Origin of the sequence: Arthrobacter sp. Ld5 (genome assembly GCF_051172775.1) — a bacterium.
In the GTDB taxonomy this organism is placed as follows: domain Bacteria; phylum Actinomycetota; class Actinomycetes; order Actinomycetales; family Micrococcaceae; genus Arthrobacter_D.
On the sequence record NZ_JBPKBO010000005.1, the window covers coordinates 182524 to 198804 of the forward strand.

The 16281-nt window shown below is 71.7% G+C and carries 15 protein-coding genes; 1 reads left to right on the plus strand and 14 read right to left on the minus strand.

Annotated features, from left to right (window positions below; genetic code table 11):
* Positions 1-9: 9 nt before the first annotated feature.
* The 7 genes from tdh to ACSGDB_RS03440 form a co-directional block, all read right to left on the minus strand.
* A complete protein-coding gene (gene tdh, locus ACSGDB_RS03410) occupies positions 10-1053 on the minus strand; it encodes an L-threonine 3-dehydrogenase (RefSeq protein WP_434992853.1) in 1044 nt (347 codons plus the stop codon).
* 269 nt (positions 1054-1322) lie between these two features.
* Positions 1323-2219, minus strand: a complete 897-nt coding sequence (locus ACSGDB_RS03415; RefSeq protein WP_434992855.1) for an aminoglycoside phosphotransferase family protein — start codon at positions 2217-2219, stop codon at positions 1323-1325.
* Between the two features lie 140 nt (positions 2220-2359).
* The gene (gene gatB, locus ACSGDB_RS03420) at positions 2360-3874 is read right to left on the minus strand and encodes an Asp-tRNA(Asn)/Glu-tRNA(Gln) amidotransferase subunit GatB (RefSeq protein WP_434992948.1); all 1515 of its coding nucleotides are present in this window, start codon (positions 3872-3874) and stop codon (positions 2360-2362) included.
* Entirely contained in the window at positions 3874-5379 is a 1506-nt protein-coding gene (gatA, locus tag ACSGDB_RS03425) for an Asp-tRNA(Asn)/Glu-tRNA(Gln) amidotransferase subunit GatA (protein ID WP_434992856.1), read from the minus strand. Before gatA ends, gatB begins: the two co-directional genes overlap by 1 nt.
* Before the next feature lie 3 nt (positions 5380-5382).
* Positions 5383-5679 carry an Asp-tRNA(Asn)/Glu-tRNA(Gln) amidotransferase subunit GatC gene (gene gatC, locus ACSGDB_RS03430; protein ID WP_434992857.1) on the minus strand — a complete coding sequence of 99 codons (297 nt, stop codon included), beginning with the start codon at positions 5677-5679 and terminating at the stop codon, positions 5383-5385.
* Positions 5680-5809: 130 nt separating this feature from the next.
* Complete coding sequence (locus ACSGDB_RS03435; protein WP_434992859.1) at positions 5810-6343, minus strand: GNAT family N-acetyltransferase; 534 nt, start codon at positions 6341-6343, stop codon at positions 5810-5812.
* Positions 6344-6419: 76 nt separating this feature from the next.
* Positions 6420-6887, minus strand: a complete 468-nt coding sequence (locus ACSGDB_RS03440; RefSeq protein WP_434992860.1) for an Hsp20/alpha crystallin family protein — start codon at positions 6885-6887, stop codon at positions 6420-6422.
* 368 nt (positions 6888-7255) lie between these two features.
* Here ACSGDB_RS03440 and ACSGDB_RS03445 point away from each other — a divergent pair, with 368 nt between their 5' ends.
* Positions 7256-8716 (plus strand): HNH endonuclease, encoded by a 1461-nt coding sequence (locus ACSGDB_RS03445; protein ID WP_434992862.1) that lies wholly within the window; start codon positions 7256-7258, stop codon positions 8714-8716.
* Positions 8717-8876: 160 nt separating this feature from the next.
* On the opposite strand, the gene ACSGDB_RS03450 is transcribed toward ACSGDB_RS03445, so the two are convergent.
* The 7 genes from ACSGDB_RS03450 to ACSGDB_RS03480 all read right to left on the minus strand — a co-directional run bounded on the left by ACSGDB_RS03450 (position 8877) and on the right by ACSGDB_RS03480 (position 16256).
* Positions 8877-9341 carry a DUF2087 domain-containing protein gene (locus ACSGDB_RS03450; RefSeq protein ID WP_434992863.1) on the minus strand — a complete coding sequence of 155 codons (465 nt, stop codon included), beginning with the start codon at positions 9339-9341 and terminating at the stop codon, positions 8877-8879.
* Positions 9338-10210 (minus strand): inositol monophosphatase family protein, encoded by an 873-nt coding sequence (locus ACSGDB_RS03455; protein WP_434992864.1) that lies wholly within the window; start codon positions 10208-10210, stop codon positions 9338-9340. Before ACSGDB_RS03455 ends, ACSGDB_RS03450 begins: the two co-directional genes overlap by 4 nt.
* Positions 10207-12519, minus strand: coding sequence for an NAD-dependent DNA ligase LigA (gene ligA, locus ACSGDB_RS03460; RefSeq protein ID WP_434992865.1), 2313 nt, complete (start codon positions 12517-12519; stop codon positions 10207-10209). Before ligA ends, ACSGDB_RS03455 begins: the two co-directional genes overlap by 4 nt.
* Before the next feature lie 6 nt (positions 12520-12525).
* A complete protein-coding gene (locus ACSGDB_RS03465) occupies positions 12526-13467 on the minus strand; it encodes a PP2C family protein-serine/threonine phosphatase (RefSeq protein WP_434992866.1) in 942 nt (313 codons plus the stop codon).
* Positions 13468-13536: 69 nt separating this feature from the next.
* A complete protein-coding gene (locus tag ACSGDB_RS03470; RefSeq protein ID WP_434992949.1) occupies positions 13537-14628 on the minus strand; it encodes an adenylate/guanylate cyclase domain-containing protein in 1092 nt (363 codons plus the stop codon).
* A gap of 146 nt (positions 14629-14774) precedes the next feature.
* Entirely contained in the window at positions 14775-15371 is a 597-nt protein-coding gene (locus ACSGDB_RS03475; protein WP_434992868.1) for a PH domain-containing protein, read from the minus strand.
* Between the two features lie 3 nt (positions 15372-15374).
* Positions 15375-16256 (minus strand): biotin--[acetyl-CoA-carboxylase] ligase, encoded by an 882-nt coding sequence (locus tag ACSGDB_RS03480; protein WP_434992869.1) that lies wholly within the window; start codon positions 16254-16256, stop codon positions 15375-15377.
* Positions 16257-16281 lie beyond the last annotated feature (25 nt).

Sequence of the window (16281 nt, forward strand, 5' to 3'; positions counted from 1 at the left end):
CCGAACCTCCTAGAGGGTGGTCCAGTCGAGGACCACTTTGCCGCTCGCGCCGCTGCGCGCTGTCGCGAATCCCTGCTGCCATTCCCGGGCGGGAAGGCAGTCGGTGACCACGGACGAGACGGCCGCGCGCAAGGTCCCGTTGGACTGCAGCATCGCGCTCATCGCGTACCAGGTCTCGAACATCTCCCGGCCGTAGATTCCCTTGAGGGTCAGCATATGGGTGACCACCTTGCCCCAGTCGATGGAGATCGGCCCCGCCGGCAGGCCGAGCATGGCGATGCGCCCGCCATGGTTCATATTGTCGATCATCTCGGGCAGGGCCGTGGCATGACCGGACATCTCCATCCCGACGTCGAACCCCTCCTTCATGCCGAGTTCGCGTTGCGCGTCGGCGACGCGCTGCCTGCTGACGTCGATGGCGATGTCCGCCCCGACGCCGCACGCGAGGGCGAGCCGCGGCGCGGAGACGTCGGTGATGGCGATCTTGCGGGCCCCCGCGTGGCGGGCGACGGCGACGGCCATCAGGCCGATCGGCCCCGCGCCCGTGATCAGGACGTCCTCCCCGACGAGCGGGAAGCTCAGGGCGGTGTGGACGGCGTTGCCGAAGGGATCGAAGACGGCGCCGAGCTCGGGCGTGATGGTCGCGTCGTGCACCCAGACGTTGGTCTCGGGCACGACGACGAACTCGGCGAATGCGCCGTCGCGCTGGACGCCGACGCTCGAGGTGCGGATGCACATCTGCCGGCGGCCGGCGCGGCAGTTGCGGCAGATCCCGCAGACGATGTGGCCCTCGCCGGAGACGCGGTCCCCGATGCGGACGTCCCGGATGCCCTCACCGAGGGCGACGACCTCGCCGTAGAACTCGTGGCCGGGGATCAGCGGTGCGGTGATCATGCCCTGGGCCCAGGGATCCCAGCTCTCGATGTGGAGGTCCGTGCCGCAGATGCCCGTGGTCATGACCCGGATCTTGACCTCGCCCCACCCCGGATCGGGTTCGGGCCGGTCCACGAGCTCGAAGCCGGGATGCGCCCCGGATTTGTACAGCGCCTTCACTGAACGGTTCCTTCCATGCCGCGCCTGTCGCCGACGGATCGCGTCGGGATCGTGCGGGACGAGTGCCAGGGCGGAATGTGCCCCGAGCCACAGTAACAGCGGCGCCGGGCTGGGGGCGTGCCGGGTGCAAGGACGACAGGCCCGGGCCGCCGCGGCGGGTGCGCAGACCCGGGGGAACGCCCCACCGGGTTTGTGCCGCCGCGCCGGGTGTGCGCATGCCGCGCGGGGTGCGCACGCCGCGCCGGGTGTGTGCACCCGCGTCGTCAGGGCTACGGCGCGTCGTCGAGGACCGCGGCCAGGGTCTCGACCCCGAGGCGGAGGAACGTCGGGGAGTCGTCGGAGGATGCCGCCATGGCACTGCCCATGCTCAGCGCCCAGCCCCTGGCGCGCTGCCACGTCGCGGCGTCGACCGGGCGCAGGCGTTCCGTCTCGGCGCGGAAGGCGGACCGGCCCGCGGCGTCGAAGTGCAGCCAGGCCGCCGCGAGGTCCGTCGCCGGGTCCCCGGAGCACAGGTCCCCGAAGTCGACGACGCCGGCGAGCGTGCGGTCGGCCGCGAGGACAACGTTCGCCGGATGCAGATCGCCGTGCAGCCAGAGCGGCACGCCCGACCACACCGGTGCCGCGAGGGCGTTCTCCCAGACGCGGAACAGGGCATCGGCGGGTACCCCGGGGACCCCTCGCAGCGACGCCACCCGGGGCCGGACGACGCCGTCGCGCGCCGCCAGCGGACCGCCGCGTCCCACGGGGCTGACGGGAGCGTCGGCGGGCGCGGGCCGGTGGAACTCCGCGAGGAAGCGCGCGAGCGGGACGGCGGCACGGGAGCGTTCGGTGCGCGGGACGGTGCTGCCGCTCGCGCCGTCGATCCACCGGGAAACCGACCAGTGCCACGGATAGCCGGCACCGGGCCGGCCGATCCGCAGGGGCGCCGACGTCGGCACGGACACGGTGGCGATGAGGCCGGGCAGCCACTGCTGCTCCGCGACCATCAGCGCGTCGGCGACGGCACGCCTGGGCAGGCGGGCCACGAGGTCCTCCCCCACCCGGAAGAGCGTGTTGTCCCACCCACTGCCCGCGAACCGCACCGGCAGATGCGCCAGCTCCGGCAGCTGATCATCGAGCAGGGCGCGGACGAGCGATGGCCGGGCGTCGAACTCAGCCTGCGGCATGACCGCCATAGGACCTCCTGGGGACGCAGACCCGGGGCAGCGGTGCAGACCCGTGGGAACGTTGCCCCGGGTCTGCACCGCCGCCGCGGCGGCCCCACCCGAAGCGGGGAGCCACGGGACAGGACACGGTGCAGCGGCTGCTAGCCCTCGACGCCGAGGCGCTGCAGGATCAGTTCGCGCACACGGCCGGCGTCGGCCTGCCCGCGGGTGGCCTTCATGACGCCGCCCACGATCGCGCCGACGGCCTGGACCTTGCCGCCCCGGATCTTGTCCGCGACGTCGGGCTGGGCCGCGAGGGCGCCGTCGATCGCCTCGAGCAGCGGGCCGTCGTCGGACACGACCGCGAGGCCGCGCTGCTCGACGACCTCCGCCGGCGTGCCCTCACCGGCGAGGACGCCATCGAGCACGTCGCGGGAGAGCTTGTCGTTGATCTTGCCCGACTCGATGAGCGCGTTGAGCTCCACGATCAGCTCGGGCGTGACACCCAGCTCCGCGGGCTCGACGTCGGCCAGCTTGGCGCGGCGCGAGATCTCGCCCATCCACCATTTGCGGGCGACGGCGGCGCTGACGCCGGCCGCGACCGTGTCCTCGATCGAGGACATCACCCCGGCGTTGACGACGTCGCGGAACTCGGCGTCGGAATAGCCCCAGTCGGCCTGCAGGCGCTTGCGGCGCTCGGCGGGCGGCTCGGGGAGTTCGGCGCGCAGCTTCTCGATCCAGGCATCGTTCGTCACGACGGGCACGAGGTCCGGCTCCGGGAAGTAGCGGTAGTCGTCGGCGTCGGACTTGGGGCGCCCCGACGTCGTCGAGCGCGTGTCCTCGTGCCAGTGGCGCGTCTCCTGCAGGATCGGCGTGCCCGAATCCAGCACGGCGGCGTGCCGCTGGATCTCGTACCGGACGGCGTGCTCGACGGCGCGCAGCGAGTTCACGTTCTTGGTCTCGGTGCGGGTACCGAACTTCTCCTGGCCCTTCGGCTTGAGGGAGACGTTCGCGTCGCAGCGCACATTGCCGCGCTCCATGCGGGCGTCCGAGACGCCGAGGTTCTTGACGATCTCGCGGATCGCGGCGACGTAGGCCTTCGCGAGCTCGGGGGCACGCGAGCCGGCACCGACGATCGGCTTCGTGACGATCTCGATCAGGGGCACCCCCGCCCGGTTGTAGTCCACGAGGGAGAACTCGGCGCCCTGGATGCGGCCGGTCGCGCCACCCATGTGGGTGAGCTTGCCGGCGTCCTCCTCCATGTGGGCGCGCTCGATCTCCACCGTGAACACGGTGCCGTCGGCGAGCTCTATGTCGATGCTGCCGTCATAGGCGATGGGGTCCTCGAACTGGGACGTCTGGAAGTTCTTCGGGGTGTCCGGGTAGAAGTAGTTCTTCCGCGCGAAATAGCACTTCTCGGCGATCTTGCAGTTCAGCGCGAGGCCGATCTTGATCGCGGACTCGACGGCGACGCCGTTGACGACGGGCAGCACGCCGGGCAGCCCGAGGTCCACCGGGGTCACGTTGGTGTTGGGCACGTCCCCGAACGCGTTGGGCGCGGAGGAGAACATCTTGGTGCGCGTGTTGAGCTCCACGTGGACCTCGAACCCCAGCACCGGGTCGTACTTCTCCATGGCCTCGTCGAAGGACAGGACCTCATCGGTTACAGCAGTCATCATTTACCACCTGTGATCTCGGGGGCCTGGGCCAGCAGCGGCCCGCCCCACGTGGCTTCGAGCAGCGATTCGAGGACGGCGCCCACGCGGTAGAGCCGGGCGTCCTTGCGGGCGGGGGCGAGCAGCTGGATGCCGACGGGCAGCCCGTCCTCGTCCGCGAGGCCTCCGGGCAGGGACAGCCCGGGGACCCCGGCCATGTTGGCCGGGATGGTGGCGACGTCGTTCAGGTACATCGCCAGCGGGTCGTCGAGCTTCTCGCCCAGCTTGAACGCCGTGGTCGGGGCGGTCGGCGAGATCAGCACGTCGGCCTGCTCGAAGGCTGCGGCGAAGTCGCGCTGGATGAGCGTGCGCACCTTCTGCGCCGAGCCGTAGTAGGCGTCGTAGTAGCCGGCGCTCAGGGCGTAGGTGCCGAGGATGATGCGGCGCTTGACCTCGTCGCCGAAGCCCGCCGCGCGTGTGGCCCCCATGACGCGCTCGATCGTGGGCATGCCCTCGGGCACCACGCGCAGGCCGAAGCGCACGCCGTCGTACTTGGCCAGGTTGCTGGAGGCCTCGGACGGCATGATCAGGTAGTAGGCGCTGAGCGCGTACCGGAAATTGGGGCAGGAGACCTCGACGATCTCGGCACCCGCCGAGCGCAGCAGTTCGAGCGACTCGGTGAAGCGGGTGAGGACGCCAGCCTGGTATCCCTCGCCCTGGAGCTCCTTGATCACGCCGATGCGCATGCCCTCGACCTGGCCGAGGCGGGCGGCCTCGACGAGGGCACCGACCGGATCGGTGAGCGACGTCGAATCGTGGGGGTCGTGGCCGCCGATGACCTCGTGCAGCAGGGCGCTGTCGAGGACGGTGCGGGACACGGGGCCGATCTGGTCGAGCGAGGAGGCCATGGCGATCGCGCCGTAGCGGGACACCCCGCCATAGGTGGGCTTCACGCCGACGGTGCCGGTGACGGCGCCGGGCTGCCGGATGGAGCCACCGGTGTCGGTGCCGAGCGCCAGGGGGGCCTCGAACGCGGCGACGGCGGCCGCGGACCCGCCGCCGGACCCGCCGGGGATGCGGTCGAGGTCCCAGGGGTTGCGCGTGGGACCGTATGCGGAGTGCTCGGTGGAGGAGCCCATGGCGAACTCGTCGAGGTTCGTCTTGCCGAGGATCGGCATCCGCGCGGCGCGAAGCTTGCGGACCACGGTGGCGTCGTAGGGGCTCTGCCAGCCCTCGAGGATCTTCGATCCGGCTGTGGTGGGCTGGCCCTTGGTCACGATCAGGTCCTTGACCGCGATGGGCACACCGGCGAGCGGGTGCAGGGTGTCGCCGTCCGTGCGGGCCTTGTCGACGCCGGCGGCGACGAGCAGCGCCTCGTCGGTGTTGACGTGCAGGAACGCGTTGATCGCGCCGTCCACGGCGTCGATGCGGTCGAGGTAGGCCTGCGTCGCCTCGACGGCGGAGACCTCCCTGGCGGCGAGCTTCTGGGAGAGGGCGTCGGCGGAGAGGTGGATCAGGTCTGTCATGGGTTACTCCCCGTCCAGGATTGCAGGGACCTTGAAGCGGCCGTCGGCGTTGTCGGGAGCGCCGAGGAGGGCCTCCTCGTTGCTGAGGGTCTCCCCCACGACGTCGTCGCGGAACACGTTGCTCAGCGGGATCGGGTGGCTCGTCGCGGGGACGTCGTCGCCGGCGACCTCGCTTACGCTCTTGATTGATTCGACGATCACCGCGAGTTCCCCGGCCATGCGGTCGAGCTCGTCGTCGGTCATGTCGATGTGGGCGAGCCGCGCAAGATGCGCGACGTCGTCCCGGTTGATCTCAGCCATGGATCTCCCCTGGAAGTCGGAGGTGGGTATCTGCCTCCAGTCTAGTGCGGGCGCGTCCGGCCTCAGGGACGGCGGCGGCCCGCGCCCGGTGTCGGCGGGGGCGGCATCCGACGACGGCGGGAGCCTGTGCCTACAGGGGCAGGCGGAAGACCCAGAGGAGGATGTCCTCGTTCGGGACCTCCCAGTCGCGGTCGGGTACACGGACGAAGCCCATCGACTCGTAGAGGCGGTGGGCGCGCACCATGTCGGAGCCGCTCGTCAGGCTCACGGCCTCGATGCCGGGGATCGTCCGGGCGTGGTCGATGATGCGCTCCACCATGGCGCGACCGACACCGCCGCGCTGCACGACGGGATCCACGGCGAGCATCCGGAACTCGAGCTCCCCCTCGACGGCGATGTCGGTGTACCGCTGGCCCGCGAAGGTGAGGGCGACCGACCCGACGACGACGCCGTCGCGCTCCGCCACCCAGACCTCGGCGTGCTCGGCCCGGTGCTCGATGTCGGCCAGGACGGCCATGTAGGGGTGCGCCTCGTCGGTGAAGTACCCGGCGTCGAGGTACGCGCCGCGCGTGATGCGGCGGACGTCCTCGTAGTCCTCGGGCCGGACGGGCCGGACGGTGATGCGGGCGTCGGCGGGGGCGTTCCCGGAGGGTGCGGTGGTCACGGGCTCATTTTGCCACGCGCAGGCGCCGCCGGGACGCCGTCGTCCCGGCGGGCGCCGGTCCTGCTCCTGCCGCCGATCAGCCCCGCGTGACGGGGAGCTTCCGGGGTCCCTCGTGCTTCGCGTCGTCCGGGAGCGGCGTCCTGACGTTCAGCACCCCGTCGGCGTAGCTCGCCTGGATGTCCTCGTCCTTCACTCCGTCGGGGAGCGCGATGTCCCGCCGGAAGGACCCGTAGCGGAATTCGCTCCGGTAGCGGTCTTTCTCCTTGTGCTCCTCCTTCTCCTCCCGGTGCGCGCTGATCCGCAGGACGCCGTTCTCGATGCTGACCTCGATGTCCTTCTCGGGATCGAGCCCCGGCATCTCAGCGCGGACCACCAGGTTCTTGCCGTCGACGAACTCCTCGACCCGGATGGAGGCCGGCCCGGACGACGACGACCCGAAGAGCCGTTCCATCGAATCGAGGAGGTCCAGGGGCGACCGGCTGACGGCGTTGAAGGGGAAGTTCCTGCCGGACCCGAACGACGGCCACAGCTGTACATCGGTCATGACACACTCCAGACTCTCAGTGGGATCGGCCCGGTCGGGGGCCGGGTGCTTCGAGTAGACACCGGGCGCCTCCTCGCGGACAGGGACGAAAGACCCGGTCGCGCTCAGTGCGGGGCTCCTCTCTCGCGTGGGCGGTCAAAGCCGTAAGCCCGGCCACTCCGCGTCCGCTGCGTGCCGCGGTCACCATTCACGTGCCCCGTGGCCTCCGCCATCGGCCGTCCACCGTCGGCCGATGTCATCAGGCGCTCACCACGGCACATTCAACGGACCTGATTAGACGAACCCCATCGGCAACCGACGGACATTCGCGGTGTGGAAACAGGCCGTGACAGCCCCAATAATGTCGGTGGTGGTTGGGAGAATTCGGTATGGACAGCAGCCGCATCGCTCCTCCCGTCACCGCCGGTATCGGTGGTGCTTCGGGGGTTGCCGGGGTGCGGGAGTTGGTCGACGCCCTGGCCTCCCTCCCGCTGAGTGCGGACGGCGCCGAGCTGATCGATGAGGTGCGGGTCCTAGAGGAGTTGAAGTCGGCGATCGCGGGCCGGCAGGCGAGGGCCGCGGTCGCGTTCGACCTCGCCCAGCGCCAATCCCAGGCCGCCGCTGGTGTCCCTGCCGGGGAGCGGGGTCAGGGGGTGGGTGCGCAGCTCGCCCTGGCCCGGCGGGAGTCCCCGGCCCGCGGGAGCAGGCTGCTCGGGCTGGCGCGGGCCCTGGTGACGGAGATGCCTCACACCCTCACCGCCCTGGAGACGGGGCAGCTGAACGAGTGGCGGGCGACGCTGCTGGTCCGGGAGACCGCGTGCCTGTCGGCGGCGGATCGGTGCGCGGTCGACGAGGACCTCAGCCCGGACAGGGGAACGTTCGACGGCGCCGGGGATAGGCAGCTGGTTGCTGCGGCGCGGGCGGCGGCGTACCGGCGGGATCCCCGGTCGGTCACCCAGCGGGCGGCCCACGCTGCCCGGGACCGGCATGTGAGTCTGCGCCCCGCCCCGGACACCATGACGTACCTGACCGCCCTCCTCCCGGTCGCCCAGGGCGTCGCCGTGCACGCTGAGCTGACCCGGCACGCCGACACCCAGCGCGGCGCAGGCGATGAGCGGAGCCGGGGCCAGCTGATGGCGGATGCCCTCGTGGAGCGGACCACGGGCGCCCCGGGCGGGTTCTCCCGGGTCGAGGTGCAGCTGATCATGACCGACCGCACCCTGTTCCAGGGCGACAGCGAACCGGCACGGCTGCCGGGGTACGGGATCGTCCCCGCCGGCTGGGCCCGCGACCTCCTCACCCAGGACAAAGCGAAGCAACAGGTCTGGCTCCGGCGCCTCTACACGGCACCGTCCGGTGGGGAGCTGATCGCCGCCGACTCCCGGGCCCGGCTGTTCACGCCCGGCCAGCGCCGCTTCCTCCAGGCCCGGGATGACCTCTGCCGGACCCCGTACTGCGACGCCCCGATCCGGCACTACGACCACATCATCCCTTGGCGCACCAACGGACCCACGAGCCTCGCCAACGGGGCAGGACTCTGCGAAGCGTGCAACCACACCAAGGAACTCCCCGGCTGGAAGGCCACAGCACCACCCGGCCCCAGGCCCGACCGAGGATCCATTGCCCGGCACGCCATCACGATCAGCACGCCCACCGGCCACACCTACTCCTCCACCGCACCACCCCTCCCCGGCAGCAGACCAAGTTGGAGGGACCACCAGCGGGGAGCCGGGATGCGCGACCGTTCGCCGGCACCGACCCTCGTGCCGGGCCACCCGCCGGACGGTCCCAGGGCTCCTGCCTTTCCGCAGGCTCGGCGGAACCTTTCCGTCGACATGGTCTACGCCTGACGTCCGGACAGGACGCCCGACCAACCTCCCGCTGCCAGACCCGGGCGAGCGGACAGACTGGGTCGCTCGGGTGCCGCGACAGAGCACCTCGGCGTCGCTCGCGAACCCGCGACAGAGCAGATCGGCACCTCGGCGTCGGAGGACGGACCGGGGCCGGCCTTCAGGACACCGCGACCCGCCGGTAGCCGGTGCCGTCGGGGTGACGCACCAGGGAACCGGCATCGACGAGCGCGCGCCGCAGGGCCGGGATGTCGTGTGTGACGGTCGCGAGCAGCCGGTTGACCTCGGCCTCGCGGAGTTCCTCGTCGGTCGGGAAGAGCCGCCCGGCGAGATGCGCGAGCAGGTCGGTGCGATCCTGTCCCGCCCGCGGCAGGCCGTCGATGCGCCCGTCCCGGAAGAACCGGTCCACCCCCTTCGGGGTGGGGGCTGCCGCGGCTGCGAGGACCTGCTTGAACAGCCCGTCAGCGACCGCGTACTCAGGCGTCAGCAGCCCCGCGTCGACGAGCCGCTGCAGTTCCTTCGGCGTGGCGTCGAGCGGCTGCCCGAGCACGGCATGCGCGTACAGCTCGCGCGCGCGGCCGCCGGCGAGCGTGGACAGGACCTTCTGCCAGGACGGCACGCTCATGCCGTTCCCCCGGCCGGCGCGGCCATGAGGGAATCGACGAGGGCTGCGGGCCCCGCCGCGGTGACACCGGCCAGCCGTTCGGCCTCGGTGGGGCCGCCGTCGAGCATCGGCCGGAGCCGTGGCCGGTGCACGGCCATGCCGGCTTCCTCGGCGATGAGGGCGCCGGCCGCGTAGTCGTGCTCGTTCAGGCCGCGTTCCACGAAGGCGTCGAGTGTGCGGTCGGCTACCAGGCACAGGTCCAGGGCGGCCGAGCCGAGCCGTCGGACGTCGCCATAGCCCTCGAGGAGCGTCCCGAGGGCCACCACCTGCTCGGACCGGGTGGCAGCGTCGTACGAGAAGCCGGTCCCCAGGAGGCGCCCCCGCCCGGTCCTCGGGCCGACGAGGCGCCGCACCGTCCCGTGATCGCTCACCCAGGCTCCCCCACCGCGGGACGCCCAGTAGATGCGGTAGAGCGCGGGCGCGTGCACGACGCCGGCGAGCCAGGTGCCGTCGGGGCCTGCGGCGGCCACGGACGTGCCGTAGTAGACGATGTTGCGGATGAAGTTCGTGGTGCCGTCGAGGGGGTCGATCGACCAGCGGACGCGCTCGCCGTCGGGCGTGAAGCCGGCAGGAACGGTGGTGCCGAGTTCCTCACCCGTGATCGCGTCATGCGGCCGGGCGCTCGTGAGGACCGTGCGGACCGCCTGCTCCGCGGCGACGTCGAACGCGGTCACCCAGTCGCTGTCCGAGCTCTTGCTCGTCGCGTCGAGTGCCTCGGGATCACGTTTGGCCAGCACTGCGGCGCCCGCCGCGGCGGCCTGCCGGGCGAGGTGCAGGAGCTCCTCCGGGGAGGCCGACCGGGCATCACCGCTGCCGGACCCCGCGGTCATGGCTCGGCCCGTCCGCCGGGATCGGTGCCGGCCCCGGACTCCAGTTCCTCGGCGACCTCGGCGTCCTCGCTCTCGTCGGCCCCGGCACTCCCGTCAGCGGGCCCCGTGCCCGCGGGACCCTTCTCGAGCAGGGCGACGAAGCCCTCCTCGTCGAGGACCGGGATACCGAGCGCCTCGGCCTTCTCCAGCTTGGTGCCCGCGTTCTCCCCGGCCACCACGTAGCTCGTGTTCTTCGAGACGGACCCGGCAGCCTTGCCGCCGCGCGTGATGATCGCTTCCTTCGCCTCGTCGCGGTTGTACCGCTCGAGCGAACCGGTCACGACGACGGTCAGGCCCTCGAGGGTCCGCGGCGTGCTCTCGTCGACGTCGTCCTCCATGCGCACGCCCGCCGCTGCCCAGCGGTCGACGATCTCGCGGTGCCAGTCCTCCGCGAACCACTCGGTGAGCGCCACGGCGATGGTGGGTCCGACGCCGTCGACGCCGGCGAGCTCCTCCTCGCTCGCGGCGCGGATACGGTCCATGGAGCCGAAGGCCGTGGCGAGGGCGCGCGACGCCGTCGGGCCGACGTGCCGGATGGACAGCGCCACGAGCACTCGCCACAGCGGCTGCTTCTTCGCCTTCTCCAGTTCGGTGAACAGCTTCCTGGTGGTGGCACTCGGCTCGGAGGGCTTCTTCGCGGTGCCCTTGGAATAGAAGTAGGGCACGAGTTCGCGGCCCGTGACCACGCCCTTGACCTTCTTGTCCCGCTCGATCCGGACGTCCGCCAGCTTCTCCGGAGTGAGATCGAAGATGTCGGCCTCGGTGGTAATGGGCGGCACCGCGGGCTCGGTGGGCTGGGTGAGCGCGATGGCGGCCTCCCAGCCGAGGGCCTCGATGTCGAAGGCGCCGCGGCCGGCGAGGTGGAACACCCGTTCACGCAGTTGCGAGGGGCAGGAGCGGGCATTGGGGCAGCGGATGTCGACGTCGCCCTCCTTCGCCGGCTGCAGCGGGGTGCCGCAGGACGGGCACTCGGTGGGCATGACGAACGGCCGCACCTTCTCCGGGTCGCGCAGGGCCATGACGGGTCCCACGATCTCGGGGATGACGTCGCCCGCCTTCCGGAGCACCACGACGTCGCCGATGAGCACCCCCTTGGCCTTGACCACCTCCTGGTTGTGGAGCGTGGCCATGCTGACCGTGGAGCCGGCGACCTTGACCGGCTCCATGAGCCCGAACGGCGTCACGCGGCCGGTCCGGCCCACGTTCACGAGGATGTCCAGCAGGCGGGTGTTCACCTCCTCGGGCGGGTACTTGTAGGCCACGGACCACCGGGGCACGCGCGAGGTGTGGCCGAGCGCGCGCTGCAGTGCGAAGCTGTCCACCTTGACCACGATGCCGTCGATCTCGTGCAGCAGGTCGTGGCGGTGGTCCCCGTAGTGGGCGATGAACTCGACCACCTCGTCCTGGCTGTGGAGCACCCGGTAGTAGGGCGACGTCGGCAGGCCCCACCCCTTCAGCAACGCGTACGTCTCCGACTGCGTCTGCGCCGACAGCCCTGTCCGGGCGCCGATGCCGTGCACGTACATGTCCAGCGGCCGCTCCGCCGTCATGGCCGGGTCCTTCTGGCGCAGGGAACCGGCGGCGGCATTCCGGGGATTGGCGAAAGGCGCCTTGCCCGCGGCCACCATGCGCTCGTTGAGCTGGCCGAACTCCTTCGTCGGGAAGAACACCTCGCCGCGGATCTCCACCTCCTCGGGGTGGTCCGCGCCCGCGAGGTGCCGCGGGATCGACGCGATGGTGAGGACATTGTGGGTGATGTCCTCCCCTGTCACACCGTCACCGCGGGTCGCCGCGCGCACCAGTTCCCCGTTGCGGTAGAGCAGGTTCACGGCGAGGCCGTCGATCTTCAGCTCCGTCAGCCACTCGAGGCTCGCGCCGGGGCTGCGCTGCTCGGCGCCGGCCGCCGCGCGGTCCAGCCAGGCCCTCAGTTCCTCGAGGGAGAAGACGTCCTCGAGGCTGTACATACGGGCCAGGTGGTCCACGGGGGCGAAGGCCGCGGAGACCTCACCGCCCACCTCCTGCGTCGGCGAGTCGTTGGCGACGAGCTCGGGATGGAGCGCCTCCAGCTTCTCGAGGCGCTGGAACAGGGCGTCGAACTCGGCGTCGGAGATCGTCGGGGCGGCCTCCTGGTAGTAGGCGGTCCGATGCGCGCGGACCTCCTCGACGAGTTGCGCGTACTCCTCGCGCAGCTCGTCGCTCGGGGGTCCGTCCTGCCCGGCCGGGCCGGCGTCTACCGATGCACTCTCAGGTCCTGGGGTCACCGTTCCCATCCTGCCCTATGGCTCCGACACCGGCCGGCCGTCGCCGTCCGCGGCGAACCGGCCGCCCGCGGCGACGCCGGACCGTATCCGGTCCCCGTCCGGGTCAGGGGTGCCGGGATCGGCGGCGTCGACGACGATCACCGTCACGTTGTCGCGGGCGCCGGACCGGAGGGCCGCCGCGATCAGCTCGTCGCACGCCTCCTGCGGGTCGGGGACGGTGGCGAGGATGGTGTAGATGTGCTCGTCGGTCACCTCGCCGCTCAGTCCGTCCGTGCAGAGCAGGATGCGGTCGCGGTCCTCGACCGGCATGAGCCAGAAGTCCGGGTCGGCGTCGTCGCCCGTCCCGAGGGCCCGGGTCACGACGTGCCGGCGGTGGTGGGTCCGGGCCTCGTCCTCGGTGATGCTCCCGAGGTCCACGAGCTCCTGCACCTCGGAGTGGTCGACGGAGATCTGGCCGAACGTCCCGCCGCTCAACCGGTAGGAGCGGGAGTCTCCCACGTTGAAGAACAGCCAGGAGGGCGCGCCCGAGTCCTCGACGAGCACGACCCCCGTCAGGGTGGTTCCCGCGTGGCCGCCGGCCTCCGCGCGGATACGCTGGTCGGCCTGCTGGATGATGTCGTCGAGGTCGGCGACCGTGAGCGCCGGCAGGCGGGTCCCGGCGATGCTGCTGGCCTCGAGGGTGCGGACGCAGACGCTGCTGGCCACCTCGCCGGCCTCGTGCCCGCCCATGCCGTCGGCGACGGCGAAGACGGGTTCGACGGCGAGGAACGAGTCCTCGTTCAGCTCACGGCGCAGTCCGCGGTCGGTGCCGAACCCGTAGGTGAGCCGCACACCGAGCCCGGGTGCCGTCCCCGCCTCCTGCTGGCGGGGAGCGGTGGTCCTGGCTGGAGTGGGGCCGACGTCGACGGCGTGTGAGCCGTTCGCCCGCGGTTCGAGGCCGCCTTGCTGGTCTGTCATGGTCCCCATTCTGCCCTCTGCCCGGCCCCGGACCCCGGGACGCCACGGCGGACCGTCGGGACCGGATCGTCAGTCGAGGATGATCCCCGTGCCGGCCCCCGCCGCGAGGGTCACCGGCTGCACCTCGCCGAAGCCGCGCACCTGCCGCGGTTCGTGCGGGGTCAGCACGAACCTGTCGTTGGCCGCGAGGGTCGCGGCGGTGCCGGAATCCACGAGGACCTCGCCCGGTTCGGCGAGCGCGGTGAGGCGCGCCGCCAGGTTGACCGTCGGCCCGTAGATGTCGCCGAGCCGCGAGAGCACGCGGCCCCAGACGAGGGAGCAGCGGGCTGCGGGGAGGAACTCGTCCTCGGAGAAGGCCTTGGCCAGGGCCAGCGAGATCTCCGCCCCTGCCTCCGGGGATTCGGCGATGTAGAGGACCTCGTCGCCGATGGTCTTCACGAGCCGCCCGCCCCCGACGGAGATGATCTCAGCGCTCTTGTTCTCGAACCGCTGCACGAGCTGTGCCAGCGTCCGCTCGTTCATCTGCCGGGACAGGCTCGTGTAGGAGACGAGGTCGGCGAAGCCCACGGCCCGTGCGAGCGGCAGCGGGGCGTCCTGCTCGTCGCCGTCGCGGCCCGTCTCGCTCGCGGCCAGGCCCGATTCGGCACGGAGCGCCAGGCGCTGGACCGCTGCGTTCATCTGCCGGCGCCAGGCGTAGACGAGCGTCTTCTCGAGCGGATCGATGAGGTCCGGCAATTCCGACACCAGGGTCTTCCGCGCGTCGGCGTCAGAGAGCCCGCGCTGCGCCACCATCTCCTCGACGATCGCCTCGATCTGCCACACGACCATGCGGTCCGTCATCTGGCCGACGGCGCGCGTGATGGAGATGGCCGCGTCCTCGGTGAGCTGCTCCTGGCGCACCAGGTCGATGATCGTGGTGAGGGCGCCGAGGTCCTTCTCGGTGAAGGCGACGTCGTCGTCCCCGATGTTGGGGAAGCCCATGGCGCGCCACAGCTTGCGGGCCGAGAGCAGGGACACGCCCGCGCCCGCCGCGATGTCGCGGCGCTTGAGGGTGCGCTCGGCACCGAGGAGCTCGCGCTCCAGGCGTCGGATCGTCTCGCGGTCCAGTTCGATCGGCGCCGCGCTCGACGGCGGGGCGTCCGGGTCGCTGCCCGTCGCCATGTCGGGCAGCAGCTGCCAGACGGCCTTCGGGGACGTCGAGGCTGCGGCGTCGGGCGCGTCGCCGCCCTGCCCTGCGGGCAGGATGGCCTCACCGGCGGTACCCTCGGGGTCGGCGGGCTGCCCGGCCTGGCGGCGGTCCTCGACTGTCACGGTTGCGCGTCCCTCCATTCCTGCTGCACCCGGGGCGTCCCGCCGCGGGCGTACTGCGGATCGATTTCCATGTCTACTCCGTCGAACATGCGGGTGAGCGGGAGCTCGCCGATCGCCTGGACCACATATTCCTTGAACGTTGCAATCTGCGGAACGTGCCGGTAGGCGTGCGCGCGATCGAATCCGAGGTCGGCGACGAGCGTGCCGCTGCCCACCATCCGCTGGATCAGCCCCTGGTCCGTCTGGAGCTGAGAGATCGCCGCCAGGCTGATCTGGTGCTCCGTGCGCCGCGTCGCCCCCGACCGATGGATGAGGCGCATGCTCGTGAGGACGTACCGGTTGCCGGCCCAGCGGACCATCGGTCGCGCGACGACCACCAGGAGCATCAGCACCGCGACGGCGAGCACCACCGGCAGGAGCACGGGCTGCCACTCGGCGAGGCCGCCGGGGAGGTCCGGCCGGGCGAGGTAGCCGAGCCCGAAGCCCCCGAGGGCGAGGAGGAGGAACCCCGCGAGAACCGGTCCGGCGAGCGGCAGGGGGTTGGGCCGCGTCCTGACGAGGACGCGCTCCCCGGGCAGCAGCCTGATCCGCACGGGCTACGCCTGCGGGCGCACGTGCACCACGTCGCCGGCGGAGATGGTGTGCCGCTCGCCGTCGTCGTCGCGCACCACGAGGGCGCCGTGGGCGTCGAGGGACAGCGCACGGCCGGCCACCACGGTGCCGCCGGGCAGCTCCGCGCGGACGTCCTGGCCGAGGGTCGCCATCCGGGCGCCGACGCGGTCGAGCAGCGAGGGACCGGAGTCCCACGCCGCCCGGGCGTCGCCGTCCACGTCGCAGAAGGCACGGTAGGAGTCGGCGAAGGTGCGCAGGAAGGACTTCAGCAGCACGTTGCGGTCCGTGGTGCCCGCGTACTCCAGGAGCAGGCTCGTGGCGGTGGGGACCGGGAGTTCGTCGTCCGTGAGGCTGACGTTGAGTCCCACCCCGACGACGACGGCGGGGGGCTCGGCACCCGCACCGGGCACGAACTGGGCCAGGACGCCCGCGAGCTTCCGGCCGTCCACCGTGACGTCGTTGGGCCACTTGAGCTGCGGGGCGATCCTGGTGCGCTCCTCGACGCTCTCGGCGAGCGCGAGCGCGGCGAGGAGGGAGAACCAGGAGTAGGCGGTCGTGGGGACGGGCCGTCCGTGCCGGTTGAAGGGGCGCAGGAGCACGCTCACGAACAGCGACGAGCGTTCCGGCGCCTCCCAGCGGCGGTCGAGCCGGCCGCGCCCGGCGGTCTGGGTCTCCGCCCCGAGCACGCTGAGGTCCGGCCATCCGGCCGCCTCCACCTGCGCGTGCTCCACGAGGTCGGTGTTGGTGGAGCCGGTCGTGGCGACGATGTCGAGCCGCGGGAACGGACCGGACGGCATGCACAGGGCTGTCCTCAGCGCGCCGACGTTCAGGCCGGGGCGTTCCAGATTGGAGTAGGGGGAGGACATGACATCGATCCTATCCGGCCCCGCC